This window comes from Bordetella sp. (genome assembly GCF_057362025.1).
Map to the genome: position 1 here is coordinate 1 of NZ_JBMQQZ010000033.1, position 26,239 is coordinate 26,239.

At 67.4% G+C, this 26,239-nt stretch carries 20 protein-coding genes and 2 riboswitches; of the genes, 5 read left to right on the forward strand and 15 right to left on the reverse strand.

The genetic code is table 11. The features are described from left to right. Positions 1-208: 208 nt before the first annotated feature. The 6 genes from gcvP to ACO1P8_RS07785 form a co-directional block, all read right to left on the reverse strand. Positions 209-3,082 carry an aminomethyl-transferring glycine dehydrogenase gene (gcvP, locus tag ACO1P8_RS07760; protein ID WP_486295318.1) on the reverse strand — a complete coding sequence of 958 codons (2,874 nt, stop codon included), beginning with the start codon at positions 3,080-3,082 and terminating at the stop codon, positions 209-211. A 22-nt stretch (positions 3,083-3,104) separates the two neighbouring features. After that, entirely contained in the window at positions 3,105-3,473 is a 369-nt protein-coding gene (gcvH, locus tag ACO1P8_RS07765; RefSeq protein WP_486295319.1) for a glycine cleavage system protein GcvH, read from the reverse strand. 102 nt (positions 3,474-3,575) lie between these two features. Beyond that, the gene (gene gcvT, locus ACO1P8_RS07770) at positions 3,576-4,679 is read right to left on the reverse strand and encodes a glycine cleavage system aminomethyltransferase GcvT (protein WP_486295320.1); all 1,104 of its coding nucleotides are present in this window, start codon (positions 4,677-4,679) and stop codon (positions 3,576-3,578) included. Between the two features lie 77 nt (positions 4,680-4,756). Continuing rightward, a riboswitch (glycine riboswitch) is annotated at positions 4,757-4,863 on the reverse strand. A gap of 32 nt (positions 4,864-4,895) precedes the next feature. After that, a riboswitch (glycine riboswitch) is annotated at positions 4,896-4,993 on the reverse strand. Positions 4,994-5,016: 23 nt separating this feature from the next. After that, entirely contained in the window at positions 5,017-5,907 is an 891-nt protein-coding gene (locus ACO1P8_RS07775; RefSeq protein WP_486295321.1) for a ZIP family metal transporter, read from the reverse strand. A 48-nt stretch (positions 5,908-5,955) separates the two neighbouring features. Further along, a complete protein-coding gene (locus ACO1P8_RS07780; protein ID WP_486295322.1) occupies positions 5,956-7,152 on the reverse strand; it encodes a BaiN/RdsA family NAD(P)/FAD-dependent oxidoreductase in 1,197 nt (398 codons plus the stop codon). A gap of 14 nt (positions 7,153-7,166) precedes the next feature. Beyond that, positions 7,167-9,440, reverse strand: coding sequence for an Orn/Lys/Arg family decarboxylase (locus ACO1P8_RS07785; RefSeq protein ID WP_486295323.1), 2,274 nt, complete (start codon positions 9,438-9,440; stop codon positions 7,167-7,169). A gap of 314 nt (positions 9,441-9,754) precedes the next feature. Here ACO1P8_RS07785 and ACO1P8_RS07790 point away from each other — a divergent pair, with 314 nt between their 5' ends. After that, positions 9,755-10,255, forward strand: a complete 501-nt coding sequence (locus tag ACO1P8_RS07790; protein ID WP_486295324.1) for a GNAT family N-acetyltransferase — start codon at positions 9,755-9,757, stop codon at positions 10,253-10,255. Between the two features lie 165 nt (positions 10,256-10,420). Continuing rightward, positions 10,421-11,428: a TRAP transporter substrate-binding protein gene (locus ACO1P8_RS07795; protein ID WP_486295325.1), complete on the forward strand. Its 1,008-nt coding sequence runs from the start codon at positions 10,421-10,423 to the stop codon at positions 11,426-11,428. Between the two features lie 78 nt (positions 11,429-11,506). Here ACO1P8_RS07795 and dcd read toward each other — a convergent pair whose 3' ends face one another. From dcd to apbC, 4 genes are all read right to left on the reverse strand, one after another. Continuing rightward, positions 11,507-12,070: a dCTP deaminase gene (dcd, locus tag ACO1P8_RS07800; protein WP_486295326.1), complete on the reverse strand. Its 564-nt coding sequence runs from the start codon at positions 12,068-12,070 to the stop codon at positions 11,507-11,509. Positions 12,071-12,133: 63 nt separating this feature from the next. Further along, complete coding sequence (locus tag ACO1P8_RS07805; RefSeq protein ID WP_486295327.1) at positions 12,134-15,685, reverse strand: translocation/assembly module TamB domain-containing protein; 3,552 nt, start codon at positions 15,683-15,685, stop codon at positions 12,134-12,136. Continuing rightward, a complete protein-coding gene (locus ACO1P8_RS07810) occupies positions 15,682-17,529 on the reverse strand; it encodes an autotransporter assembly complex protein TamA (RefSeq protein ID WP_486295328.1) in 1,848 nt (615 codons plus the stop codon). Before ACO1P8_RS07810 ends, ACO1P8_RS07805 begins: the two co-directional genes overlap by 4 nt. Before the next feature lie 3 nt (positions 17,530-17,532). Beyond that, positions 17,533-18,618, reverse strand: coding sequence for an iron-sulfur cluster carrier protein ApbC (gene apbC, locus ACO1P8_RS07815; protein ID WP_486295329.1), 1,086 nt, complete (start codon positions 18,616-18,618; stop codon positions 17,533-17,535). 157 nt (positions 18,619-18,775) lie between these two features. Here apbC and ACO1P8_RS07820 point away from each other — a divergent pair, with 157 nt between their 5' ends. Both ACO1P8_RS07820 and metG read left to right on the forward strand, forming a co-directional pair. After that, positions 18,776-19,036, forward strand: a complete 261-nt coding sequence (locus ACO1P8_RS07820) for a hypothetical protein (protein WP_486295330.1) — start codon at positions 18,776-18,778, stop codon at positions 19,034-19,036. Between the two features lie 178 nt (positions 19,037-19,214). Beyond that, positions 19,215-21,314, forward strand: a complete 2,100-nt coding sequence (metG, locus tag ACO1P8_RS07825; RefSeq protein ID WP_486295331.1) for a methionine--tRNA ligase — start codon at positions 19,215-19,217, stop codon at positions 21,312-21,314. Between the two features lie 70 nt (positions 21,315-21,384). Here the strand turns inward: metG and ACO1P8_RS07830 are convergent, their stop codons facing one another. The 5 genes from ACO1P8_RS07830 to ACO1P8_RS07850 all read right to left on the reverse strand — a co-directional run bounded on the left by ACO1P8_RS07830 (position 21,385) and on the right by ACO1P8_RS07850 (position 25,077). Beyond that, positions 21,385-22,155: a 5'-methylthioadenosine/adenosylhomocysteine nucleosidase gene (locus ACO1P8_RS07830; protein ID WP_486295332.1), complete on the reverse strand. Its 771-nt coding sequence runs from the start codon at positions 22,153-22,155 to the stop codon at positions 21,385-21,387. A gap of 10 nt (positions 22,156-22,165) precedes the next feature. Further along, positions 22,166-22,990: a sulfurtransferase gene (locus ACO1P8_RS07835; RefSeq protein WP_486295333.1), complete on the reverse strand. Its 825-nt coding sequence runs from the start codon at positions 22,988-22,990 to the stop codon at positions 22,166-22,168. Positions 22,991-22,998: 8 nt separating this feature from the next. Beyond that, a complete protein-coding gene (locus tag ACO1P8_RS07840) occupies positions 22,999-23,517 on the reverse strand; it encodes an META domain-containing protein (RefSeq protein ID WP_486295334.1) in 519 nt (172 codons plus the stop codon). 14 nt (positions 23,518-23,531) lie between these two features. Then, positions 23,532-24,056, reverse strand: coding sequence for an META domain-containing protein (locus ACO1P8_RS07845; protein ID WP_486295335.1), 525 nt, complete (start codon positions 24,054-24,056; stop codon positions 23,532-23,534). Between the two features lie 82 nt (positions 24,057-24,138). Beyond that, positions 24,139-25,077, reverse strand: a complete 939-nt coding sequence (locus ACO1P8_RS07850) for a LysR substrate-binding domain-containing protein (RefSeq protein ID WP_486295336.1) — start codon at positions 25,075-25,077, stop codon at positions 24,139-24,141. Between the two features lie 167 nt (positions 25,078-25,244). On the opposite strand from ACO1P8_RS07850, the gene ACO1P8_RS07855 reads away from it, so the two are divergent. Continuing rightward, complete coding sequence (locus ACO1P8_RS07855; RefSeq protein ID WP_486295337.1) at positions 25,245-26,225, forward strand: Bug family tripartite tricarboxylate transporter substrate binding protein; 981 nt, start codon at positions 25,245-25,247, stop codon at positions 26,223-26,225. Positions 26,226-26,239 lie beyond the last annotated feature (14 nt).

The window sequence follows — 26,239 nt, forward strand, 5'->3', positions numbered from 1 at the left end:
CCGCGCGAAGGAATCTGAAGGGAGGACGGCCGGGCAAAAAACCCGCAAGAACCCCACCGCCACTTCGGCCGCCGTACGAAGATGACGACGCGGGAGTCCGGCGCGAAGGCGCCGGACCGGCTCCTCCGGGCTGGCCCCGACAGGCGCCACCCCCGACGGACGGCACTAGCAAACACCCGCCGAACGCCGCTCCAAACCCCAACCGCTATCAGGCATAAGCCTCGACAGGCAAGCAGGAACACACCAGGTTCCGATCGCCATAAGCATTATCGACACGCGCGACAGGCGGCCAATACTTGCCGTCCTTCAGGGACTCCAGCGGATACGCAGCCTCCCGGCGCGTATAGTCGTGATGCCACTCGTCGGCCATCAGCGCCGCCGCGGTATGCGGCGCGTTCCTCAGCACGTTATCGTCACGATCCCGTTCGCCCTTCTCGATCAGCGCGATCTCCCCGCGTATCGCGATCATCGCGTCCACGAAGCGATCGAGTTCCGCCAGCCCTTCGGACTCCGTCGGTTCCACCATCAGCGTCCCCGCAACCGGGAAACTCATGGTCGGCGCATGGAAGCCGTAATCGATCAGGCGCTTGGCGATATCCTCCGCCGACACACCGCTGCTGTCCTTCAAGGGACGCACGTCCAGAATGCACTCGTGCGCCACCCTGCCATTACGCCCGCAGTACAGCACCGGATAATGGTCGCGCAGGCGATGCGCGATGTAGTTGGCGTTCAGGATCGCCACTTCCGTCGCGCGCAGCAGCCCTTCGGCCCCCATCAGCGCGATATAGATATAGGGAATCGGCAGAATCCCCGCCGACCCGAACGGCGCCGCCGACACCGGCCCCACCTTCGCGCCTTCGGGCAGCCTGCCGCCGGCATCGACCACGCCCGGCAGATACGGCGCCAGATGCGCGCGCACCGCAACCGGACCCACGCCCGGGCCGCCGCCGCCGTGCGGAATGCAGAACGTCTTGTGCAGATTCAAGTGGGACACATCGGAGCCGAACTTGCCGGGCTTCGCCAGCCCGACCATCGCGTTCATGTTCGCGCCATCCATGTACACCTGCCCGCCGGCCTCGTGCACGATGTCGCAGATCTGCGTCACCGCTTCCTCGAACACCCCATGCGTGGACGGATAGGTGATCATCAGCGCCGACAGGCGGTCGCCGACCTGCGCCACCTTGGCGCGCAGATCCGCCACATCCACGTTGCCGTTGGTATCCGAAGCGACCACCACCACCTGCATCCCGGCCAACTGCGCCGACGCCGGGTTCGTGCCATGCGCGGACGACGGGATCAGGCAGACATTGCGCTGGTGCTGGCCATTGGCCTCGTGATAGGCACGAATCGCCAGCAGGCCGGCGTACTCGCCCTGCGCGCCGGAATTCGGCTGCAGGCTGACCGCGTCATAGCCGGTGATCTCGCACAGCGCGGCCGACAGCTTGTCGATCAAGGTCCGATAGCCGGCCGTCTGCGGCGCCGGCGCGAAAGGATGGATATGGGCGAATTCCGGCCAGGTGATCGGGATCATCTCGGCCGTCGCGTTCAGTTTCATGGTGCACGAACCCAGCGGGATCATGCTGCGATCCAGTGCCAGGTCCTTGTCGGCCAGCTTGCGCAGATAGCGCAGCATGTCGGTCTCCGACTGCACGCTGGAGAACACCGGATGCGTCAGGATATCGCCCTGGCGCGCCACGGAAGCCGGGATGCCGCCCGCGGCGCGTTTGTCCAGCGCGTCGATATCCAGCGCGCCCGGACCCTTGCCCAGCCCTCGCGCGAAGACCTCGGCCAGTTGCGCCAGATCGGCGTCCGTCACGGTCTCGTCCAGCGATACGGCCAGGTGCTCGCCGTCCACCGGGCGCAGGTTGATGCGTACGGCGTCCGCCGCCGCCTGCACCGCCGCCGTGGCGGCGCCGGTGCGGACCAGCAGCGTATCGAAGAAGCTGTCGTTCACTACCGTGGCGCCCAGGTCTTTCAGCGCCACGCTCAGGATGGCCGTGGCGCGCTGCACGCGCTGCGCGATGCGCCGGATACCGGCCGGACCGTGCCAGACGGCGTACATGCCGGCCATCACGGCCAGCAGTACCTGCGCCGTGCAGATATTGGAAGTCGCCTTCTCGCGGCGGATGTGCTGTTCCCGCGTCTGCAGCGCCAGGCGCAGCGCATTGCCGCCCTGCGCGTCCTTGGACACGCCCACCAGGCGGCCGGGCATGTTGCGCTTGTACGCGTCCTTGCAGGCCATGAAGCCGGCATGCGGGCCGCCGAAGCCGAAGGGAACGCCGAAACGCTGCGCCGAACCCACGGCGATGTCGGCTCCCCAGGCGCCCGGCGGCGCCAGCAGGGCCAGCGCCAGCAGGTCGGTCGCGCACGCCACCACCGCACCGCGCGCATGCGCGTCCGCGGCCAGCGCGCGATAGTCGGCCACCGCGCCCAGGCTGTGCGGATACTGCAGCAGCACGCCGAAGCAATCCGGCAGTCCGGCCGACTCGTCGCCGACGACAATCTCGATATCCAGGCCCTCGGCGCGCGTGCGCACCACCTCGATGGTCTGCGGATGGCAGTGGCGGGAAACGAAGAAGACATTGCTGCGCGAAGTCGCGCCCCGGCGCGCCAGCGTCATGGCTTCGGCCGCGGCCGTGCCCTCGTCCAGCAGCGACGCATTGGCGATGTCCAGACCCGTCAGGTCCGCCACCATGGTCTGGTAGTTCAGCAGCGCTTCCAGCCGGCCCTGCGAGATCTCGGGCTGGTAGGGCGTGTAGGCCGTGTACCAGGCGGGATTTTCCAGGATGTTGCGCAGGATGACGTTGGGCGTATGCGTGCCGTAATAGCCCTGGCCGATATAGCTGCGGTAGACCTGATTGCCGCGCGCGATGTCGCGCAGTTCGGCCAGTACGTCCGGCTCGCTGCGCGCCGGCGGCAGTGCCAGCGGCGCTTCGGTGCGTATGGCCGGCGGCACCACCTGGGCGATCAGCTCGTCCAGGCTGGGGACCTCCAGCACGCGCAGCATGGCGGCCTGGTCGACGTCCGAAGGACCTATATGGCGGGGGATGAAATCGGTATGCGTGTCGAGGGGGCGCGACATGGTATCTCTTGAAAAGTGGGCCTTACAGGGCTTCGTAGCCGGCGGCGTCCAGCAGCTTGTCCAGGTCGGCGGCGTTGTCCGGCTTGATCTTGAAGATCCAGGCGGTATAGGCCCCGCTGTTGATCTGCGCGGGATCGGCTTCCAGCGCATCGTTGAGGGCGACGATTTCGCCGGCGACCGGCGCATAGATGTCGGAGGCCGCCTTGACGGATTCCACCACCCCGGCGGTATCGCCCGCGGCCAGCTTGGCGCCGACCTTGACGTCGCCGACGAAAACGAGATCGCCCAGTTGTTCCTGGGCCTGGTCGGTGATGCCGACGACGAACACGTCGCCTTCGGCCTTCACCCATTCATGCGATTCGGTGTACTTGCGATCGGTAGGCAGGCTCATGGAAGCAGCTCCTAAGAATTCAAAAACCGTATGGGAGGATGGGTAGAGAAGAAATGCGCGCCCCGCCCATGCGCGGCAGGCGCCGCGATGAGCATTGCCAGTTTACGGTTGTTCGACCGCTTTGCCGTGACGGACGAACGGCAATTTGCATACCGTCGCCGGCACCCACTTGCCGCGGATATCGACCTGCACCGTGTCGCCGGGATTGACGCCCACCGGCATGCGGGCGAAGGCGATGGATACGCCCAGCGTCGGCGACATGGTGCCGCTGGTGATTTCGCCATCCCCATGGTCCGTGCGTACCGCCATGTGGGCGCGCATCACGCCGCGCTCGTTCAGCTTCAGCCCCAGGAAGGCGGCCGGCGTGGCGAATTGCTCGATGGCGGCGCGGCCGATGAAGGCGCGCGCGGGATCCTTCAGCGATACGGTCCAGGTCAGCCCGGCCTGGGCCGGCTGGGTCACTTCGTCCATGTCCTGCCCGTACAGGTTCATGCCGGCCTCCAGGCGCAGCGTATCGCGCGCGCCCAGGCCGCAGGGACGCACACCCTGCGCGGCCAGGTCGTTCCACAGGGCAAGCACTTCGGTGGCGGGCAGCACGATTTCGAAGCCGTCCTCGCCGGTGTAGCCGGTACGCGCCACCAGGGTTTCGGGTTCGAAGCGGGCGGCCGTGAACGGCGTCAGGGCTTCCGTGTCGGCCTTCCAGGCCGGCCGCGCGGCCCAGACCCTGGCGCGCGCGTTCGGCCCCTGCACGGCGATCATGGACAGATCGCGGCGCGGGGCGATGGCGACGGCCAGCCGGGCGGCGGCGGCGATGCGCTGCATCCAGGCGATGTCCTTGTCGGCGGTCGCCGCGTTCACCACCACGCGCCAGCGGTCGGCGGCGAAGAAATAGACGATCAGGTCGTCGATGACGCCCCCTTCCGGGTTCAGCATGCAGCTGTACAGCGCCTTGCCGGGCGTGGCCGTCAGCCTGGATACGTCGTTGGCGATCAGCCGGCGCAGGAATGGCATGGCATCGGCGCCCGTGACATCGACATTGAGCATATGCGACACGTCGAACATGCCGGCGTCGCGGCGCACCGCGTGATGCTCTTCCAGCTGCGAGCCATAGGCCAGGGGCATGTTCCAGCCGCCGAAATCGACCATGCGCGCGCCCGCGTCGATATGCGCCTGCGCCAAGGGGGTGTTTTTCAGGGAATGCGACATGGAGGACTCCGGACAGCGGCGGTAAAGGGATTGCGGAATACCGGCCTGGATGCGGAACGCCCTATGACCGGCTGTATTTCCGCCCCTCTGTCCTTTTGCCTGAGAGTTGCCCCGCGTGGCGGGTTTGCACCTTCGGCGTCCGGGCGCATCGCGCGGATGGCCGGATCTCTCCAGAGCGCTGTGTTCGCCAGGGCGCCGAAGGGCGCGGCCTGGGCAAGGCATGCTGCGGTATGGGTTGCCTGAGCGATTCCGGGCGAATTGCGCCTTCGGCGGCGGCGCGCCTGGGGGCGGCCGCTCTCTCCCGCACGATGCGTGACAGCGTGGCGAAGAATACAACTCAGGCCAGGGCGGTGTCCAGCAGCATCATCAGCACGAAGCCCAGCATCAGGCCGCCCGTGGCATAGTCTTCATGACCCTTGCGGTGCGATTCCGGGATGATTTCGTGGCTGATAACGAAGAGCATGGCTCCCGCCGCGAAGCCCAGGCCCCAGGGCAGCAATACCGTGGACCAGGTCATCACCGCCGCGCCCGCCAGCGCCCCGACCGGTTCGATCAGCCCCGACGTCATTCCCAGGACGACGGAGAAAGTACGGCTGTATCCCGCCGCCAGCAAGGCGACGGCGATGACCAGCCCTTCCGGCACATCCTGGATCGCGATTCCGGTGGCCAGGGCGCTGGCCCGCATGGGGTCGGTGCCGCCAAAGCCGACACCGATCGCCAGGCCCTCCGGCAGGTTGTGCAGCATGACCGCGAAGACAAACAGCCAGGTGCGCTTCAACAGGCGCCCATCGTGGCCTTCGCGGCCCTTGATGAAATGCTCGTGCGGCACGGAATGCTCCAGCCACAGCAGCGCCGCCGCGCCCAGCAGGATGGCGGCGCCCACGGTCATTCCGGCCCCCCACGGGCCCGCGCCCAGGTCCCGGGCGGCCTGGATACCCGGGGTGACCAGCGAGAACGCGCTCGCCGCGAGCATCACGCCGGCGCCGAAACCGAACATGGAATCCTGGACGCGATCGGACAAGCGCTGGGAAAACACGACCGGCAAGGTGCCCGCGGCGGTCGCGGCGGCCGCGATCAGCCCGCCCAGCCAGGCGTTGGCAACCTGCGGATGGTCTTCATGCAGCACCAGCCACAGCGCCCAGGCGCCCAGGCCGCCCAGCACGGGAAGCACGATCAACAGGGCCTTGCCGGCGCCCGCTTCGGCCAGCGAACGGATGTGCGTGTTCATGTCGCGTCCTTCCTGATGGGGCAACGCGCACAGCAAAAAACGCGCCGCTTACAAGGCCTTGCCGCAGGCGACCCCGGAAGCCCAGGCCCACTGGAAGTTGTAGCCGCCCAGCCATCCCGTCACGTCCACGGCCTCGCCGATGAAGTGCAGGCCCGGAACGGCGCGCGCCTGCATGCTTTTCTGGTCCAGGCCGCGGGTGTCGACGCCGCCGCGCATGACCTCGGCCTTTTTGTAGCCCGCCGTGCCGGTCGGCACAAGCGTCCAGGCATGGATCTGCTGAGCCAGGGCGCGCAGCGTCCTGTCCGGGATATCGGCCAGGCGGGACGCCGCAAGGGGCTGCCCGCGGGCATCGACGGCGTCGCGCAGCCATTGATCGGCCAGCCGCCGCGGCCATAGCGCGGCCAGCGCCGTCCCGAGCTGCTGGCGGCCGCCGGACTTGGCGTCGATCAGCTCGGTGGCCAGATCGCGGCCCGCCGCCAGGTCCAGCGTCACGGGCTGGCCGGGATTCCAATAGCTGGATATCTGCAGGATGCCCGGCCCCGATAATCCGCGGTGGGTGAACAGGACGTCCTCGCGGAATTCCCCGGCGCCGCTGCGGACGTCGGCCTCCAGCGCGACGCCGGACAGGGCCGCGAACGGCGCCCAATGCGCGCCATCGAAGGTCAGCGGCACCAGCGCCGGCCGGGGTTCGACGACCTTCAACCCGAACTGCCGCGCCACTTTCAGCGCGTAGTCCGTCGCGCCGAGCTGCGGGATCGCCATGCCGCCGGTGGCCAGGACCAGCTTGGCCGCGCGCAGCACGCCCTGCCCTTCCGTGCGCAGCTCGAAACCCTGGTCGGCCGAACGTGCGATCTCGGCCACGGTGCACGGCATGCGCCACTGCACATTGCCCGCATCGCATTCGGCGCGCAGCACTTCGATGATGGATTCGCTGGATTCGTCGCAGAACAACTGGCCGCGATGCTTCTCGTGCCAGGCAACCCGGTGGCGTCGCAGCAGGTCCAGGAAATCCGCCGGACCGTAGCCGGCCAGCGCGGAGCGGCAGAAGTGCGGGTTCTCCGACAGGAAGTTGGCCGGGCCGGTGCCGGTATTGGTGAAGTTGCAGCGGCCGCCGCCGGATATGCGGATTTTTTCCGCCAGCCGGTCGGCGTGGTCGATCAGCACGACCCGCAGGCCGCGCTGGCCGGCCACCGCGGCGCACATCATGCCCGCGGCGCCGGCGCCGAGGATGGCGACGTCGAACATCCGGAATCCGGGACTTACCGGTCGTCCTGCCCTTCCTTCAGGCAATCGACGTAGTAGCGGACCTGGCCGTTGTCGTCAACATCCTCGGCCAGGCCGTGGATGTCGGTCTCGAACCCCGGGAACCGTTCGTTGAAGGCGCGCGCGAACTGCAGGTACTGCACGATGGTACGGTTGAAGCGCTCGCCCGGGATCAACAGCGGGATGCCGGGGGGATAGGGCGTCAGCAGCACGCCGGTGACGCGCCCTTCCAGGTCTTCGATGGCCACGCGTTCCACCTGGCGATGCGCCATGCGGGCGAAGGCGTCGGAAGGCTTGAGCGCCGGCACCATGTCGCTGAGGTACATCTCGGTGGTCAGCCGCGCCACGTCGCTCTCGCGATAGGCTTCATGGATCTGCTGGCACAGGTCGCGCAGGCCGATGCGCTCGTAGCCGCGATGATCGCGGCAGAACTCCGGCAGAATGCGCCACATCGGCTGGTTGCGGTCGTAGTCGTCCTTGAACTGCTGCAAGGCGGTCAGCAGCGTGTTCCAGCGGCCCTTGGTAATGCCGATGGTGAACAGGATGAAGAACGAGTACAGGCCGGTCTTCTCGACCACCACGCCGTGCTCGGTCAGGTACTTGGACACCAGCGCCGCGGGAATGCCGGTTTCGCCGAAACTGCCGGAGATATCCAGGCCCGGGGTGATGATGGTGGCCTTGATCGGGTCCAGCATATTGAAACCGTCGGCGATATCGCCGAAGCCATGCCAGTGGTCGCCCGATTCCAGCAGCCACTCGTCGCGGTTGCCGATGCCGTCGGCAACCAGGCGGTTCGGGCCCCAGACCTTGAACCACCAGTCGTTGCGGCCGAATTCGGATTCCACCTTGCGCATGGCGCGGCGGAAGTCCATGGCTTCGCGGATGCTTTCCTCGACCAGGGCCGTGCCGCCGGGAGGCTCCATCATGGCGGCGGCCACGTCGCAGGACGCGATGATCGCGTACTGCGGCGAGGTCGACGTATGCATCAGATAGGCCTCGTTGAAGATATTGCGGTCCAGCTTGCGGGTCTTGGACTCCTGCACGATGATCTGCGACGCCTGCGAAATGCCGGCCAGCAGCTTGTGCGTGGAGTGGGTGGCGAAGACCATCGCGGAATCGCTGCGCGGACGTCCGGGGCCGATGGCGTGCATGTCCTGGTAGAACTCGTGGAAGGCCGCGTGCGGCAGCCAGGCTTCGTCGAAATGCAGGGTATCGACGTAGTCGCCCAGCTTTTCCTTGATCATCTCGACGTTGTAGATCACGCCATCGTAGGTGCTCTGCGTCAGCGTCAGGATGCGCGGCTTCTTGTCCTTGGCTTCGCGCGCGAAGGGGTTGGCCTCGATCTTCTTCATGATGTTCTCGGGCTCGAACTCCTCGATGGGAATGGGCCCGATGATGCCCAGGTGGTTGCGCGTGGGCCGCAGGAAGACGGGGATCGCGCCCGTCATCGTGATCGCGTGCAGGATGGACTTGTGGCAATTGCGGTCGACCACGACCACGTCGTCGGCCGCGACGTTGGCATGCCATACGACCTTGTTGGACGTCGACGTCCCGTTGGTGACGAAATAGCAGTGATCGGCGTGGAAAATGCGCGCCGCGTTCAGTTCCGATTCCGCCACCGGGCCGGTGTGATCCAGCAGCTGGCCCAGTTCATCCACGGCGTTGCAGACGTCGGCGCGCAGCATGTTCTCGCCGAAGAACTGGTGGAACATCTGGCCCACCGGGCTCTTCAGAAACGCCACGCCGCCGGAGTGCCCCGGGCAGTGCCAGGAATACGAACCGTCCTGGGCATACTTGACCAGTTCGCGGAAGAACGGCGGCGGCAGGCTGTCCACATAGGCGCGGGCCTCGCGGATGATATGGCGCGCGACGAACTCCGGCGTGTCCTCGAACATGTGGATGAAGCCGTGCAGTTCGCGCAGGATATCGTTGGGGATGTGCTGCGACGTGCGCGTCTCGCCATACAGATAAATGGGGATGTCCGCGTTGCGGAAACGCAGCTCGCCGATGAAGGTCCGCAGGTTCTTGATGGCGCTGGCGACGTCCTCGGGCGATGCGACGTCGAATTCCTCGTCATCGATCGACAGGATGAAGGCGCTGGCCCGGCTTTGCTGCTGCGCGAAGGAGCTGAGATCGCCGTAGCTGGTCACGCCCAGCACCTCCACTCCCTCGGCCTCGATCGCCGCCGCGAGCGCGCGTATGCCCAACCCCGAGGCATTCTCGGAACGGTAATCTTCGTCAATGATGACAATGGGAAAGCGGAATTTCATGCGGGGACTCCTGCGGGGTAGGGCCAAAAGCCGACGCGAGTGTACTGCGGACGCGCGACGCGGGCGTTGCGGCGCCGCATAGGGTGAAACGGGGCCGGTACGCATGTTACGTACCCGGCCCCGGCCGCGGTAAAGTTCCACGCCATGTCGATAGATCCCGCCTCCATTGTCGTCCGCCGCCTGACCGCCGCGGACGCGGCCGCCTTCCATTCCCTGCGGCTGGCCGCCTTGCAGGAATCCCCCGCCTCCCGGCCCTGGCCCTATACCGGCGCCTCGGATTCGAGATCTACGGCCCCGAAATCGACGCGCTGTATGTGGACGGCGCGTACCACGACGAATACCTGATGACCCGGGCGCTGGCCACCGCGGGCCTGGCCTTCGCGCCCGTGGAAGAATCGGATTTCGACGCCCTGGCGGCAATCCGGATCGCCGCGATGCGCGACAGCCTGGAGCGCCTGGGACGCTTCGATCCGGACCGCGCGCGCCAGCGCCTGCGGGCCACGTTCGCGCCGCGCGACACCCGGGCCATCCTCCTGGACGGCGCGCGGATCGGGTTCTACACCCTGCGCGAGGACGGCGGCGCGCTGAAGCTGGACCACCTCTATATCCTGCCCGGGTTCCAGGGCAACCGGGTGGGCGCCGCCGTCCTGCACCGGGTGTTCGGCCAGGCCGACGAGCGCGGCATGGCCGTGCGGGTGGGAGCCCTGCGCGACAGCCCCTCCAACCGGTTCTATCAACGGCATGGCTTCGAACGGATCGCGGAAGACGACTGGGACATCTACTACGAGCGCGCGCCCGGGACCTCCCGCCCATGACGCGTACCCGCGCGCGGCGCCCCGGGCATAGGCCCCGGGTTCGCGCGCCATCCCAGGGTAAGGCCGAGGTCCGTTTCCGGCCGCGCCATGGCAGGCTACGGCTGCGCGCGCCGCCCCCTCGCGGGGCGCGCGCATCCCGACATCGAACCTTCCAGGAACCGCTCCATGCCCGCCCTTTCACGGCGCTCCGCCGTCCGCTTCGCCCGTCTCCCCGGCCTGCTGGCCACGGCCATGCTGACCGCCCTGTCGGCGCACGCCGCGACCACGCTGCAAATGACCACGGAATATCCGGCCACCTCCATGCCGGGGTTGGGCGTGTCGACCTTTGCCGAGCAGGTCAAGGAAAAATCCCACGGGAACATCGTCATCGAAACCAGCTTCGATGCGTCCAAGGGCCTCAAGTCGGCGGATATGGTGGACGCGGTCCAGGCGCGCAAGGTCGACGCCGCGGACGCCTTTGCCGGCGGCCTGGCCAACAAATACCCGATCTTCGGCGTGTCCTCGCTACCCTTCCTGGCCGATTCGCTGGGCAAGGCGCGGGCCCTGCGCGATGCGGCGCGGCCGACCTATGAACGATTCCTGGCCGCGCACGGCCAGAAGCTGCTGTACACCACGCCGTGGCCGCCCTCCGGCATCTGGTCCAAGGCGCCGATCAAGACCGTGGCGGACCTGAAAGCGCTGTCCATTCGCACCTACGACGATGTTTCGCAGGCCACGATGACGCGGGCCGGGGCCAAGGCGCAGAACATTTCCTTCGCCGACGCCATGCCGCGGCTGGCCTCGGGCGAGGTCAACGCCGTGCTGTCCTCCGGCGACGGCGGGGCCGGACGCAAGCTGTGGCAGTACCTGCCCTATTTCACCGAGGTCAATTACGCGATGCCGCTGTCGATCGCCACGATGAACCTCGAAGCCTACAAGGCGCTGGATGCCGCCGGCCGCAAGGCCGTGGACCAGGCCGCGGCGGCGACCGAAGCGGAACAGTGGAAACGCATGGAAGGAAGGCTGGAGGAAAACCGCGCCAACATGCGCAAGAACGGCGTCACCATCGAGGCCAAGGTCGCGCCGGCCGTCCAGCAGGCACTGCACCAGGCGGCATCCACGGCCCTGGCCGATTGGCAGGCCAAGACCGGCGCGGACGGCAAGGCCATCCTGGACCGGTACAAGAAGAAATGAATTCCGCCGGGCGGCGGCCGCGGGTCCCGTGGGCGCCGCTGCCCGGCCGTTTCCGTGGGCTGGCCGGCGGCCCGTCGATCAGGTCTTGGGCAGGGTGACGCCCTGTTGGCCCTGGTATTTGCCGCCACGGTCGCGGTACGAGGTTTCGCAGACTTCGTCGCTTTCCAGGAACAGCATCTGGGCGCATCCCTCGCCGGCATAGATCTTCGCCGGCAGCGGGGTGGTATTGGAGAATTCCAGCGTGACGTGCCCTTCCCATTCCGGTTCCAGCGGCGTGACGTTGACGATGATGCCGCAGCGCGCGTAGGTGCTCTTGCCCAGGCAGATGGTCAGGATGCTGCGCGGAATGCGGAAGTACTCCACCGTGCGGGCCAGTGCGAATGAGTTCGGCGGAATGATGCAGACATCGCCCGTGAAATCGACGAAGGATTTCTCGTCGAAGTTCTTGGGATCGACGATGGTCGAATTGATGTTCGTGAATATCTTGAACTCGTTCGCGCAGCGCACGTCGTAGCCATAGCTGCTGGTGCCATAACTGACGATCCGGCCGCCGTTGGACTCGCGCACCTGTCCGGGCTCGAAAGGCTCGATCATGCCGTTGGCCGCGGCACGCCGGATCCAAAGGTCGCTCTTGATACTCATGGGAAGGAAACCTCAGGTTGAAGTGCGCGGTATTTTACCGCCCGCGCCCTCGCGCCCGGCCGGTCAGTCCCCGAAGAAGGTCCGATACACCAGCTCCAGCCCGTTGACCGAGCCTCCCTTGACGTCCACGGACCACCGGCGCGACAGGCGATAGCTGAGCCGCCCGACCGTCTCGGAGCCCGCCAACGCCTGTTCCACGCTTAGCGTCACGCCGTTTGCGAAGTTCTTGCTGGCCACCACGAACTGCGTCGCCAGGGTCTGGCTCGCATCCTGGTTGACGTTGCCAGCCACCGTCTGGTCGGGCAACAGGCTGTTCGAACCGCCCAGCGTGCCGTTGCGGACCGTGATGTCGTCCACCCCGAACTGCTTGTAGAAAGGCTCGCCATTGCCCAGCAGCGCAGTGCCCAGCGACACCAGCAGCGCCGTGTCGTTGCCGCTCGCGTTGGGCGCGCGGCCCAGCACCAGCCAGGACAGTTTTTCCTCGTCGCTGACGTCGGGATAGGAAATCAGGTCGATGCGCGGACGCTGCGCCGTGCCGCTGACGCGCACGCCCGCTTCCACCTGTTCGCCGGTACGCAGGGCTTCGATATCCAGAAGCGGGTTGTCCAGGCTGCCCTGGAAGGTGACCGTGCCGCGCCGCAGTTGCAGGCGCTGGCCGTAGGCATCGATGCGGCCGGCGCGCGTGCGCAGGACGCCGGTGCCCATCAGCCGGTTGTCGACGTAGCGGATGCGGAGCGATCCTCCCAGGGCGGCATCCAGCCCCATGCCGGTCAGGTAGAAACGCGAACCCAGGTCCACGTTCAGGTCCATATCGGTCTGCAGCGGCGTGGACGGCGCATCGGTATCCATGCCGGGGCGGTGGACCACCACGTCGCCGTCCAGCGAAGGCACCTCGCTCAGGACTTCCAGGCTGGCCCAGCCCGCGTCGGCCTTGACGTCCCCGCGTATCGACAGCCGCGGCAGGGTGGCGTCGATATCGATACGGCCCGACATCATGGCGAAGCGGTCGGCGCGCTGGACGACGGGGAAGCGGTGCAGGACGATGTGGACCTGTCCCGCCGCATCCGCCAGCCGCCACGTGCCGCTGGCGTCGATATAGCCGTTGCGGGCGTCGGGGTTGGTCGTCACCCAGGCGCGCGTGCGCGATTCGGTCGGCAATACGCGCAACACCGCCGGGAAGCGCAGCGATTCGACGATCAGCCGGTCTTCCTGCAGGCGCGCCGACAGCGTCCCGTCCACCAGCCGCACGCCGTCGTCGATGCGCACATAGCGCAGGTGCTGGCCCTGCACGGTGCCGGTCGCCGTCCAGCTCCCGCCCGGCGTACCCTGGGCCTGCACGCTGGCCTTCAGCGTACCGCCGACCTCGGTGCTGTCGCCGGTGAACAGCTCCACCCATTTCAGGTCCGCGACGTCGGCGTTCAGCGAGACCCGCAGCGGCTGGCGCGGCGCCAGGCCGATGCGGCCATCCGGGGTGGCCGCGAGCATGGCCGTCCCGGTGCCGCGCAGCGACCCCATGGTGGCGGTATTCACGCTAAGGGAAGCCTCCACGCGGCTATTGCGCCCGCCCGCGGGGATCGCATTCAGGTCCAGCACCAGGCCGCGCAGTCCCAGCGGCATGGGCGGATCCCCGGGCACCAGGAGGTCGCCGGAACGGCGCGCCACCCGCGCCTTGCCCGCAAGCGCGCCGGCGTAGCGCAGGTCCCAGGAGAGGTCCAGGGCAATGCGCCGCTGGTTGGCGGGCACGCGCGCATTGACGCGCGGCTGGCGGTCCGGCGCGGCATTCGCGGCGGCGTCCGGATCCAGCGCGCGCCGGATGCGCCGTATCAAGGCCGGCGTCAGCACCACATCGTCCATGCGGCCCGCGGTTTCCCAGCGGCCCGCGCCGCCGCGCGAGCCGGCATGATCCAGGACCATGCGGTCGCCCCCCGGCAATCCCAGGTCGATACGCGCCGGGCCGACCTGCCACTGCCACGCCGGCGCCACGGCACGCGGCAGATAGGCCACGGAGACGGGCCGCGGCGAGGCCAGCTCGAATCCCGCATGGGAAAAGGCCAGCCGGGACACCGTGCCGCGCCATCCCACCAGGCTCGCCGCGGCGTCGTTGCCCGTGCCGGCGCCGTAGCCGCCGGAGATATCGACGGAAGCCTGCATGGGCGCGCTGCCCAATATGCCGGGACGCGACCGCGCGGGGGTATAGCCGCCGCGCAGTTCCAGCCGATGACGGGCGGGTGTGCCGGTCAGCTTGGCCTGAAGGGTGGCCGCGCCCTCCAGCCCCGGCCAGAAGTCCGCCAACCGTGGCGCGGCCGCATCCACCGTGATGGCGCCCGCGCCGGGATCGACATTGCCCTGGGCGCGCAAGCGGTTGGCGCCCAGCCGCAGGTCCACCGCAAGCCCGTGGATCCGCACGTCCGCCAGGGCGGCTGTCCAGTCGGCGGACGGATCGCCGCTGGCGGCGGTCAGCACCTGGCCTTGGGCGCTGCCCTGCACGGCCTGTTTGTTCCAGCGGCTGCCGGCATCGATGGCCAGGTCGACCCGGCCGTCGCGCAGGACATAGCCCGCCGTCAGCGAGGTATCGAAGCTGCCGTGGGCGGTCAGGATCGCCTGCGGAACGGCGTTACCCGACAGACCGGCCAGATCCAGGCGATCCGCGGCAAGCGTGCCTTGCAGGCGTATGGCGCCTGCGTCCGGGTCGCGCGTCGCCGTCAGGGACACGGCAGCCGAGGTCCCATCCGGCAATTTCAGCGTGGCATCGGCGGACCGCAGCGGCAGGGGATCCCGCGGGGCCAGCTCGGCCCGCGCGGACAACGAGGCGCCCGCGCCCTGGGCCTCGACAGTGGCGGACAGCGCATCGAGCGAACCGCTTGCGTGCAGGTCCACCTGCAACAGGCAGGGATCCGGGCGGGCATCGCCGCCCGCCGATACGTCCTTGACGAAACGCCCCACGCACAGCGGGGAACCGGCACCCTGCCCGCGCGCCGCCAGGTGCAGGCGCGCATCGAGCGGCCACGGTGCCGCCAGCGCTTGCAGGTCGGCCTGGCCCTGCACATCGGCGTCGACGCTCGCATGGCCGACGTGCAGGGTATCGATCCGCGCCTGCGCGCCATCCGGCCCGGCCCGCAATGCCGCCGTCAAGCTGCTCAACGTCACGGGCAGCGGCTCGCCATTGCGCCGCAGCGCCAGTTCGCCCACGGCGAGCCGCTCCACCACGATGTCCAGCGGAATGGACGGCGGGCCATCGGCCCCGGCGGCGGGCGCCGCGGCTTCCGGCATATCGACCAGGTTCACGTCCAGGCTGGATGCGGACAGCTCCCTAATCCGCAGCCGCCGCTGCAGCAAGTCCGCCCATGCCACCCGCAGCGCCAGGCCGCGGCCTTCCACCGACACGCCGCCGCTTTCCACGGCCAGCCGGCCAAGGCGCAAACCGCTCCAGACCGAGCCGCTCACGTCCGTGGCCTGCACGCCCAGCTGCGGCAGGACCGCGCGCGCCAGCCATTGCGCGCCCGGCTGCGATCCGGCCACCCATGCCACCGCCGCCGCCAGCGCGGCCAGGAACAGCAGCAGGGTGGGAACCCACCACACCAGGACATTGCGCAGCAGGCGGGCCAGGAAACTCAAAACGCGATCCCCAGCGAAAACGCCAACTTCAAGGAATGGTCGCGCTGGCCGTAGGCGACATCCAGGAATAAGGGGCCGGCGGGCGTGCGAACCCGCGCGCCCACGCCATAGCCGACAGCCAGGCGCATATCGCCGAACGATTGGGCGGCATCGCCCGCGTCGACGAAAAAGCCGACCCCCCAGCGCTCATTGAAATAATGGTCGTATTCCACGCTGCCGACCAGCAGGGTCGGCGCGTCCACCACGGCGTCGCCGCGGTCCGCCCCGATGCTCAGGTAGGAATATCCGCGTATGCTGCGCGCGCCGCCGGTACGGAAGCCGAAATCCGGCGGAACCCGCGTGCTGTCGGACCATACTTTGCCGATTTCGCCGCGCATCGTGAAGACATCGCGCTGGCCCACCGGCCACCAGCGCTGCGCGCGGGCGCGGGCGCGGCTGTACGGCCGGCCGGTGTCCAGCGTCACCCCCAGGCCGCCGCCCAGTGCCACCAGATTGCCTTCGCGCGGGTCGTACTTGTCGTCGACGTCGCGCCGCACCCATTCCACGGTGCCCGTCAGGCTGGGCAGGTCGTAGTCGCTGGCGCCTTCGATCCTGACGTGGTCGTGCGCCGCCAACAGCCCCCAACGGGTTTCATAGTCCACCCGGCCTTCGCCATGGCGTTCCTGCAGGCGCGTGGCGCCCAGTGCAAAACGCGTCACCTCCTGCCCCTGGATATCGGAATGTTCGGCCAGCACGCCTATGCTGTCCTTGTTGCCCCGCCCATCCGGTGGCAGGTAGAAATCGGTGTAGACGCGCTGGCGCAAGCGATTCACGCCAACGCCGGATTCCATGGTGAGGGGCTGCCCGAAGACCACCTGCTGGCGATACAAGGCTTCCACCCCCACGCCCACGTCGCTGTCCACGCCCAGCGACGCGGAAAAACGCTTGGGCGGCCCCTCGACCACGCGCACCTGCACGGGCAGCGTGATCTCGCCGTTACTGTCCATGCCGCCTGGCGGCTGGCTGCCGGCCGCCACGCCGGGATCGCCCTGCGGGGTGGAGGTCGCGGGCGTTTGCGCCGGCGGCGTTTCGCGCGAGCCATCCGGCCGCACCATCGAAACGAAGGCGCCGCGGAAGAACGAGGTCGCCTGCAGCGCCTGCTGCCAGTCGTTGAGCTTGTCCTGGTCGTAGGCTTCGCCCTGCTTGTAGCGCACGTAGCGCCGCACCAGCGATGCCGGCACGCGGTCGAGCCCGTTGATTTCCAGCATGCCCATGCGCACCGCGGGACCGCTGTCGATAACGACTTTCAGCCGCGCCTGCCCCTGGTCGGCCTGCACGTCGGCGGAGGACGCCTGGATGCGTGCCAGCAGGAAATCCTTGTCGCTGACGTCGTTCAACAGGGAAGACTTGGCCTTGTTCCAGTCTTCGTTGACGAAGGGACGGCCCACGGGCAGCGACCAGTTCTTGCGCAGCGCCGCCACACGGCTTGCGTACTGCGGCTGCGCGATCCTACCGGTAAACGAAATATCGACGGCCACGATCCTGGTCCGCACGCCGGCCTCGATGGAGATGTCCCAGGTGCCGCCGCCCACGTCGCTGCCGGTGCGCAGGTCCACCCGCGCGGCGAAATACCCCTGGGTCGCCAGGGCCGCCAGCGCGGCGTCGCGCGCGCGCCGGCGCAGCCGGTCCGCTTCGCCGCCGTCCTGGTCCGAAGCCAACCGCGCGATTACCTGGACGGCATCGTTGACGGCCTTTACCGTCGCCGGGTTGACCGTGCCGGGATCGATGACGATTTCAGGCGCGGCGTAAGCGGTCCGAACGAGCGCCAGCAGGACGCAGAGCAAAAGGCCCGCCAGCCATTGCATGCGTCAGGGTTGCTGGACAACGACGTTCGGGAATTTGCCCGCCATATCGCGTGGCAGCACCGCCACCGCCGCCGCGACACGCCGCGCGATGTCGCGATACAGGCCCGCGGCTTCGCTGGACGGGTCCGCGACCACGGTGGGATTGCCCGCATCGGTCTGCTCGCGGATGCTCATGGTCAGCGGCAGTCCGCCCAGCCAGGCCACGCCGTATTGTTCCGCCATGCGCTTGCCGCCACCCTCGCCGAAAATGGGTTCCACGTGGCCGCAATGGCTACAGATGTGCATCGACATGTTCTCGACCACGCCCAGGATGGGCACATCGACTTTTTCGAACATGCGCAGGCCCTTGCGCGCATCCAGCAAGGCGATGTCCTGCGGGGTCGTGACGATGACCGCACCGACCACCGGAACCTTCTGGGCAAGGGTCAGGGCAATATCGCCGGTGCCCGGCGGCATGTCGATGATCAGGTAGTCCAGTGCGCGCCAGTTCGTCTGCCGCAGCAGTTGTTCCAGCGCCTGGGTCACCATGGGGCCGCGCCAGATCGCCGGCGAATCGGCATCGATGAGGAAGCCGATGGAATTCGCCTGCAGGCCATGGCCCTGCAGGGGTTCCATGGATTTGTTGTCATGGCTGACCGGACGTCCCGAGATGCCCAGCATGGTGGGCACGCTGGGGCCATAGATATCCGCGTCCAGCACGCCGACCTGGGCCCCTTCGGCCGCCAGGGCCAGGGCCAGGTTGACCGCCGTGGTGCTTTTGCCCACGCCGCCCTTGCCCGACGCCACCGCGATGATATTGGCGACGTTGGGCAGCGGCTTGAGCCCCCGCTGCACGGCATGCGCGGCGATTTTCCAGGTGACGGAGACCTGCGCGCCCGGCGCGCCCGCGGCGGCCAGCGCGTCCACGGCCGCCTGCCGCAAGGCCTGCTGCCGGCTACGCGCGGGATAGCCCAGCTCTACCGCTACCGAAATCGGGTTCGTATCGACGCGGATGTCCCGGTCTTTTACAAATTTCCCGAGACTGGCGCCGGTTTGCGGGTCCGTTACACCTTCCAGGACCGTCTTTATTTGTTGGATCGTCAAACTCATGTCACTATATTCCTACAGGCACCCGGGTCTTGGCGCGGCTACCCCGGTTAACTGCCTGGCTTTTCAGCACCGTGCGGCCTTTATCGCTCCCGACATCAAGTTGCAAGGATAGCGGAATCCGCAGGAACTTTTCGCCGCCTTTCGCGTCTTCTCTAGCATGGACAACGCTTTTACACGTTTCGTTCGCGCCCTCGCTTTCACGGTGCTTGCCCTGATCGGTGGTGTGATGGCCCTGATTTTCATGGCCTCCACCGCTATCGCGGTCGGCATCCTGTACGTGGTCGCCCGGGTTCGGGGCCGCCCCTTCGGCGTCAAGGCCTACTGGCACCAGCGCAGCGCCGCGCGTGGCGCGGCCAGCGGCCCATTCCCAGGCGTACGCCCGGACGTCATCGACGTCGAGGCGCGCGAAGTCCGCTAAGCGCGTCCCCGCGCTGGCATCTCCGGCTGCCGGTTCCCGGCGGTTGTTCCTTCCCACGCACCTGCCTTTGCGGCCGCACGGCAATGCACCCGCCGCAGCGGCGCAGCCGTGCCCGGACGGCGCCTGGCCGAACTGGCTCTAAAATGCCGGGTCCGGTTTCCCACTCTGCCCTTCGGTCATGTCACGCACCCTGTTCGTCACCACTGCCCTGCCTTACGCCAACGGTTCTTTCCATATCGGCCACATCATGGAATACATCCAGGCCGACATCTGGGTAAGAAGCATGCGCATGTCCGGGCACACGGTGCATTTCGTCGGCGCGGACGACGCGCACGGCGCGCCCATCATGCTTAAGGCGGAAAGCGAAGGGATTACGCCGCGTGAACTGGTGGCGCGCTACGCCGCCGAACGGCCGCGCTACCTGGACGGCTTTCACGTGCGCTTCGACCACTGGCACTCCACCGACACGCCGGAAAACGTTGCGCTGTCGCAGGAAATCTATCGCGCGCTGAAGGCCCAGGGCCTGATCGATACGCGCACCATCGAGCAGTTCTACGATCCGGTCAAGGGTATGTTCCTGGCCGACCGCTATATCAAGGGCGAATGCCCGGTCTGCCACTCCAAGGACCAGTATGGCGATTCCTGCGAGGTCTGCGGCGCGGTCTACGCGCCGACGGACCTGATCAACCCGTATTCCACGCTGACCAAGGCCACGCCGGTCCTGAAAAGCTCCGAGCACTTTTTCTTCAAGCTGTCGGACCCGCGCTGCGTGGCCTTCCTGCGCGACTGGACGGCCGGCACCAACGCGTCCGGCGCGCGCCGCCTGCAGTCCGAAGTCCTGGCGAAGACCCGCGAATGGCTGGGCGGCGACGACGCGCAGGCCAAGCTGGGCGATTGGGATATTTCGCGCGAAGCGCCCTACTTCGGCATCGAAATCCCGGACGCCCCCGGCAAGTACTTTTACGTCTGGCTGGATGCGCCCGTCGGCTACCTCGCCTCGCTGAAAGCCTATTGCGACAAGCAGGGTATCGATTTCGACACCCTGCTGGACCCCGCCGGCCCGACCGAGCAGGTGCACTTCATCGGCAAGGACATCATCTACTTCCACGCGCTGTTCTGGCCCGCGATGCTGAAGTTCGCCGGCCGCAAGACCCCGGACGCGCTGAACGTCCATGGCTTCATCACGGTCAGCGGCGAAAAAATGTCCAAGAGCCGCGGCACGGGCATCTCGCCGCTGCGCTACCTGGACGTCGGCATGGACCCGGAATGGCTGCGCTATTACATCGCCGCGAAGCTCAACGCCAAGGTCGAAGATGTCGACTTCACGGCGGAAGACTTCATCGCGCGCGTCAACAGCGACCTGATCGGCAAGTACGTCAACATCGCCAGCCGCGCGGCCAATTTCATTACGCGCCACTTCAATGGCGCGCTGGCGTATCACGGCGATACCCAGGCGCTTACCACCGAACTCGCGCAACAGACCGAAGCCGTGCGCGCCGCCCTGGAAGCGCGCGAATACGGCCGTGCCATCCGCGACATCATGGCCTACGCCGATCGCATCAACCAGGCTTTCGATGCCGCCCAGCCCTGGGTCATGGCCAAGGGCATCGCCAACGCGAGCGAGGAACAGAAGAGCGCGCTGCAGGATATCTGCTCGCGCACCCTCGCCGGCTTCAAGGCCTTGTCGGTCATGCTGGCGCCGGTGCTCCCCGCCCTGGCCGAGCGCGTCGCGCGCGAATTGTTCGGCCAGCCGTCCGCCTTCGTCTGGCAGGACGCGGCCATGCTGCCGCTGGGCATCGCCCCGTTCAAGCATCTGATGCAACGCGTGGACCCCGCCATGCTGGATGCGCTGGTCGAAGCGCCCGCATCCGCGGCCGAGGCGCAGGCCACGGCGGATGCCGCGGCCACGCCGGCGCCCGGCGGCGAAGCCATCGCCGATACCATCACCATCGACGACTTCGCCAAGATCGACCTGCGAGTGGCCCGCATCGTCAATTGCGAGGAAGTCGAAGGCTCCAGCAAGCTGCTGCGGCTGACGCTGGATGTCGGCGAGGGCCGCCATCGCAACGTGTTCTCGGGCATCAAGTCGGCCTACAAGCCGCAGGACCTGATCGGCAAGCTGACGGTCATGGTCGCCAACCTGGCGCCGCGCAAGATGAAGTTCGGGATTTCCGAGGGCATGGTACTGGCCGCCAGCCACGCCGACGAATCCGCCCATCCCGGCATCTTTGTCCTGGAACCCGGGCCGGGCGCGCAGCCCGGGATGCGGGTGCGCTGAACCGCGCCGGCCGCTTGCGCCACCCGGGATTCGCTCCGGCTGACGGGCAGGCCGGGAACGGGCTGCCGGCTCAGTCGGTATAAGCCTCGACGAAGCGGCTGACGATACCGCTGGAATAGTGGCTGGCGATGTGCGTGAGGAACGCCGCGAAATCCACCGGGGCGGCGGCGTCGGCGCGGTCGGAAACGGTGCGCAGCACGGCGCACGGTATCTCGTATTCGTGGCACACCTGGGCCACAGCCGCACCTTCCATCTCGACGCATAGCGTTTCGGGCAAGGCGGCGGACACCGCGCCGGCGATGCCGGCATCGCCCACGAAACGATCGCCGCTGGCGACCAGCCCGCGATGCAGCATGGGCGCGCCGATGGCGAAAAGGTCGCGCGTAGCGGCGTCGACATCGCGCGCCAGCGCCAGGGCCAGGTAATCCGCCGCGCATTGCGCCAGTACGCCGTTCATGCGCGGGTCGGTAGGCAGGCGGCTGACGCCCAGCAGGGGCACTTCGTATTGCGGGAACAGCGGCCGGGCATCCAGGTCGTGATGCACCAGGGCTTCCGCGATCACGACGTCGCCCACGCGGACACCGGGGGCTATGCCGCCGGCCAGGCCGGTGAACAGCAGCGCCCGAACATCGAATTCGCGTATCAGCGTAACGGCGGTGGCGGCCGCGGCGACCTTGCCGATGCGCGCCAGCACGATCACGCACGGCTGTCCGTACAGGTCGCCGACGTAATAGTCGCGCATGCCGACGCGCCGGCATGCCGCGCCCGGTCCCATGTGCTGGAGCAGGCCGGCGATTTCGTCATGCAGGGCGGCCACGATGCCCAAGGGAGCGCGCGACATGATCAGGTCCTTAGTCCGCCAGAACGGGGGATGCGGATTGGGCCGCCGCCAGGCCGCCCGTATCGGCGCACGATGCCGCGCCCACGGCCGGCAGCGCGGGTTCCGCGGCCGGCGCGAGGTCCGGCCCCAGCTTTTCGCGCTCGTCGAAGACGAAGCAGCTTCCCTTGAAGGCCGTGCCGCCGGTTTCCTCGAAATACTTCAAGATACCGCCTTCCAGCTGGTACACATCGCGCACGCCCTCCTGCGCCATGTACAACGCCGCCTTTTCGCACCGTATGCCGCCGGTGCAGAAGCTGACTACCGTCTTGCCTTCCAGCTCGGCGCGGTGGGCCCGCAGCGCGGCGGGGAATTGCGTGAAGCGATCGATACGCCAGTCCAGCGCGCCTTCGAATGTACCGGCGTCGACCTCGAAAGCGTTGCGGGTATCGAGCATCACGACGGGCCGGCCGCTATCGTCGGTGCCGCGTTCCAGCCAGCGGGCGAGCGTGCGCGCGTCCACGCTGGGCGCGCGGCCGGCCTGCGGGCGGATCGCGGGATGGTCCATGCGGATGATCTCGCGCTTGACCTTCACCAGGAGTTTGCGAAACGGTATCGCGTCGGAATAGCTGTACTTCGCCTCGAGATCGGCGAAGCGGACATCGGCGCGCAGCCATTCCAGGAAAGCCCCGATCGCCTGGCTATCGCCGGACAAGAACAGATTGATGCCTTCCGGCGCCAGCAGCACCGTGCCTTTCAGCGCTCCCGCCGCGGCGCGCTCCACCATGCCGGGACGCAAGGCGGCCGGGTTATCCAGGGCCACGAACTTGTACGCGGCGATATTGACGATGGTAGTCATGGAAACGCTCAACGCCCTGCATCGGCACGGGCGAAATCCAGCACCTCGCCGTTGTCCAGCGACAGCGACAACCGTCGCGGATTGCCGGCATTGTCCACGGAGGTGGCACGGATGCGCGTCAGCGACGCCAGGAAGTCCTGTTCCACCTGGTTCAGCTCGGGACGCGGGCAGGCCATGCGCGTCGCCACGGGCGCGGCCGTCACGATCAGGTTGCCGTTCGCGACCGTGTAGGTACTGCTGTAGTTGTTGCAACCGGCATATCCGGCCACGCGCAGCTGCGTCCCTTCATGCATGAACCCCATCGTGATGGGCCGCTCGCGGCCATCGTTATGGGGAATGGAACGCAGCGTGCCGCCCGCCCGGGTCCAGCGCGCCAGCACCCAGTTGGTCTGGGCCAGGAAGTCAGACGCGTAGGCCGGCTGGTAGCGGGCCTGCGCCAGGTCGGGTTGCATGGGATGGGCGCAGGCCGCCAATGCCGCCCCGACGGCGGCCGCGCCGGAGATGCGGCGGATGCGGGAAAAAACCATGAAAAACTCCAGGATCAGCGCGACGAAACATCCTGCCCGCGCAGGAAGGTCAGGACATCGCCATTGCGCACGTTGAAAGTCATTTGATGCGGCGACCCGCCGCTATCCAGCGTGAACGTGGCGATGTGGGCAAGGGCCGAAAGATAGGCCCGCTCGGCTTCCCGCATATCCGCCACGGCGCACTGCATCGAGCGGCTCGACGGCAGGGTAATCACCAGCTTTCCGCCTTGCAATTGGTAGGTGCCCGCGAATTCGTTGCAGCCGGAGAATCCCGTCACGCGATAGTCGCGGTTCCTGGCGGTGAAGGCGATACTGAGCGGCGGATAGATGGTATTGAGCTGCAACGGATAGTCCGAGCCGTCCGGCGACTGCCAGCGGACCAGCCGCCAGCCCGTCTGCGCCAGGGAATCCGACGTGGTGGCCGCCTGCGCGGCGCCCGGGCCTTGCGCCTGCGCCCGCCCGGTCGTCGTGGAACATCCCGCGAGAACTGCCGCGGCGACCGCCAGCACTGCGCAACGGGACAGGGAAAGAAGCGGCATCGGAAGATCTCCTGAGGTCAGGCCGGACAAGGCAAAGCCTCTATTGTAGGCAGCGGCGCCATGGGGACGCACCCAGGGTGCTTCATTGCGTAACCGCCGCCGGACCGCGCCGCCAGGCGGGCTCGGCGTCTTGCAGGCCTTCGCGCAGCAACCCGGCGAAGGTGGTGGCGGCGATCGTCCGGTGGTGCCGCTTGGACCACAGCAGCGCGGTCACCCGTATGGGCACCGGTTCGAACACCGGGATCACCGCCACGCGGGCGGAAGGATCGATCGTGCTTTCGGGCAACAGCGTGACCACCCGGGACGCCGCCGCCAGATCCATCATCAGGCCCAGCGCGTTGGTCTCGCAGACGATATTGGGTTGCAGGCCGAGCTGGTCGAAATACCGGTCGACCAGCCCCCGCGTGTAGTAATCGCGGGTCATCAGCACCAGGGGCTCGCGCGCCAGGTCCGCCAGGCGCACGCGCTTGCGGCCGGCCAACCGGTGCTCCGTTCCCACCACCAGCATCAGGCGCTCGGTGAACAGGGACTCCACCGCCGTTTCCTCCAGGCGCGCGGGTATGAAGGCGATGCCCAGGTGCAGATCGCCGGCGGCCAATTCTTCTTCGATCATGGGTGCCATCATTTCCTTGACCGTCAGCCGGACATCCGGGTAGGTCCGCATGAATTCGGCGATGACCGGCGGCAGCAGCTTGCGGGTGAAGGATTGGCTGGCGCCGATGACCAGATGGCCGCGCCGCAAGGCGTCCAATTCTTCCAGCGCCGCGCATCCGGCCGCCAGTTCGTCGACGGTGCGCTTGGCATAGGCATGGAAAACCTGCCCGACCTGGGTCAGCCGGATGTTCTTGCCGGAGCGGTCGAACAGTGCCTTGCCCAGATGGGTTTCCAGCTCGGCCAGCTGGTGCGACAGGGTGGACTGCGTCACGAAAAGCTTTTCCGCCGCTTTCGAGAAGTGCAGCGTGTCGGCGATGGCCAGGAAGTACTCCAGCTGGCGCAGCTTGATTCCGGATTTATTGGTCATGACTGGAACGGCCCCATGGCGTCCTGCCCCGCGGACAGGCGTAAGCGTAACGAATTATGGCCGCTTTCGATGCAAGAAATAGAAATTCGCCATTGGACAGGGTGCGGTCCCATCCCTAGAGTGGCGCCGGCGAGCTTAATAACGCGTACAAGACCGAGGAGAAAGCTGTGAAGGCATGGAACAAATATCGGACGGCGATGAAAACCGCCGCGGCGCTCTGTCTAATGGCCGGCCTGGCACCGCAGGCCCGCGCCGAGTACCCGGAACGCCCCATCACCATGATCATTCCGCTGGCGGCCGCCAGCGCTGTCGACAATGTCGCACGACTGGTCGCCCAGGAGATGGGCAAGTTGCTGAACCAATCGGTCATCGTCGAAAACCTGCCGGGCGCCGCCGGTGCCATCGGCGCCAACCGCGTGGCCACGGCCAACCCCGACGGCTACACCATCGGCGCCTTCAACGACAGCATCCTGACCATGGTGCCCAACCTGTCCAAGACGCCGTGGAATCCGCTGAAGGACTTCGCGCCCGTCTCGCTGGTCACCACCTTCGAATGGAGCCTGATCGCCACGCCGGGCCTGTACAAGAACGCCGGCGACCTGATCGCCGCGGCGAAAGCGGCGCCCGGACGCATCGAATATTCGTCGGGCGGCATCGGCAGCCCGCAGCACATCGCGATGGCGCTGTTCGCTTCCAGGAACAAGCTGGACATGGTGCACGTGCCCTACCGCGGCGCGACCCCCGCCGCCATGGGCGTTGCCAGCGGCGAAGCCAAGGTGGCCTTCCAGGCGCTGGCGACGTCCAAGAGCCTGATCGATAGCAAGCGCGTGGACCTGCTGGGCATTTCGTCGGAAAAGCGCATGGCCGAACTGCCGAATGTGCCGACGATTTCGGAATCCGGCTCGCCGGGCTTCGTGTTCTCTTCGTGGTTCGTCATCGTGGCGCCGGCCAAGACGCCGCCCGCGGTGATCGAAAAACTCAACGCCACGATCAAGCAGGTCCTGGCCAAGCCGGAAGTCAAGGCCAAGCTGGCGGCACAGGGCGCCAACCCCATTGGCTCGTCGCCCGAGGAGCTGGGCAAGCGCACCGCCGAAGGCTATGCCGTTTACGGAAAACTGATCCGGGACAACAACATCCAGGCGGAGTAACGGCACGCCTGTGT

What these genes read in the sequence shown, in the direction of transcription:
- ACO1P8_RS07775 (WP_486295321.1), bottom strand. Translation starts at nt 5,907, where the DNA reads ATGAACACGCACATCCGTTCGCTGGCCGAAGCGGGCGCCGGCAAGGCC.
- ACO1P8_RS07850 (WP_486295336.1), bottom strand. Translation starts at nt 25,077, where the DNA reads ATGACCAATAAATCCGGAATCAAGCTGCGCCAGCTGGAGTACTTCCTG.
- ACO1P8_RS07845 (WP_486295335.1), bottom strand. Translation starts at nt 24,056, where the DNA reads ATGCCGCTTCTTTCCCTGTCCCGTTGCGCAGTGCTGGCGGTCGCCGCG.
- gcvP (WP_486295318.1), bottom strand. Translation starts at nt 3,082, where the DNA reads ATGTCGCGCCCCCTCGACACGCATACCGATTTCATCCCCCGCCATATA.
- metG (WP_486295331.1), top strand. Translation starts at nt 19,215, where the DNA reads ATGTCACGCACCCTGTTCGTCACCACTGCCCTGCCTTACGCCAACGGT.
- ACO1P8_RS07840 (WP_486295334.1), bottom strand. Translation starts at nt 23,517, where the DNA reads ATGGTTTTTTCCCGCATCCGCCGCATCTCCGGCGCGGCCGCCGTCGGG.
- ACO1P8_RS07835 (WP_486295333.1), bottom strand. Translation starts at nt 22,990, where the DNA reads ATGACTACCATCGTCAATATCGCCGCGTACAAGTTCGTGGCCCTGGAT.
- ACO1P8_RS07810 (WP_486295328.1), bottom strand. Translation starts at nt 17,529, where the DNA reads ATGCAATGGCTGGCGGGCCTTTTGCTCTGCGTCCTGCTGGCGCTCGTT.
- apbC (WP_486295329.1), bottom strand. Translation starts at nt 18,618, where the DNA reads ATGAGTTTGACGATCCAACAAATAAAGACGGTCCTGGAAGGTGTAACG.
- ACO1P8_RS07830 (WP_486295332.1), bottom strand. Translation starts at nt 22,155, where the DNA reads ATGTCGCGCGCTCCCTTGGGCATCGTGGCCGCCCTGCATGACGAAATC.
- ACO1P8_RS07820 (WP_486295330.1), top strand. Translation starts at nt 18,776, where the DNA reads ATGGACAACGCTTTTACACGTTTCGTTCGCGCCCTCGCTTTCACGGTG.
- gcvH (WP_486295319.1), bottom strand. Translation starts at nt 3,473, where the DNA reads ATGAGCCTGCCTACCGATCGCAAGTACACCGAATCGCATGAATGGGTG.
- ACO1P8_RS07795 (WP_486295325.1), top strand. Translation starts at nt 10,421, where the DNA reads ATGCCCGCCCTTTCACGGCGCTCCGCCGTCCGCTTCGCCCGTCTCCCC.
- gcvT (WP_486295320.1), bottom strand. Translation starts at nt 4,679, where the DNA reads ATGTCGCATTCCCTGAAAAACACCCCCTTGGCGCAGGCGCATATCGAC.
- ACO1P8_RS07780 (WP_486295322.1), bottom strand. Translation starts at nt 7,152, where the DNA reads ATGTTCGACGTCGCCATCCTCGGCGCCGGCGCCGCGGGCATGATGTGC.
- dcd (WP_486295326.1), bottom strand. Translation starts at nt 12,070, where the DNA reads ATGAGTATCAAGAGCGACCTTTGGATCCGGCGTGCCGCGGCCAACGGC.
- ACO1P8_RS07785 (WP_486295323.1), bottom strand. Translation starts at nt 9,440, where the DNA reads ATGAAATTCCGCTTTCCCATTGTCATCATTGACGAAGATTACCGTTCC.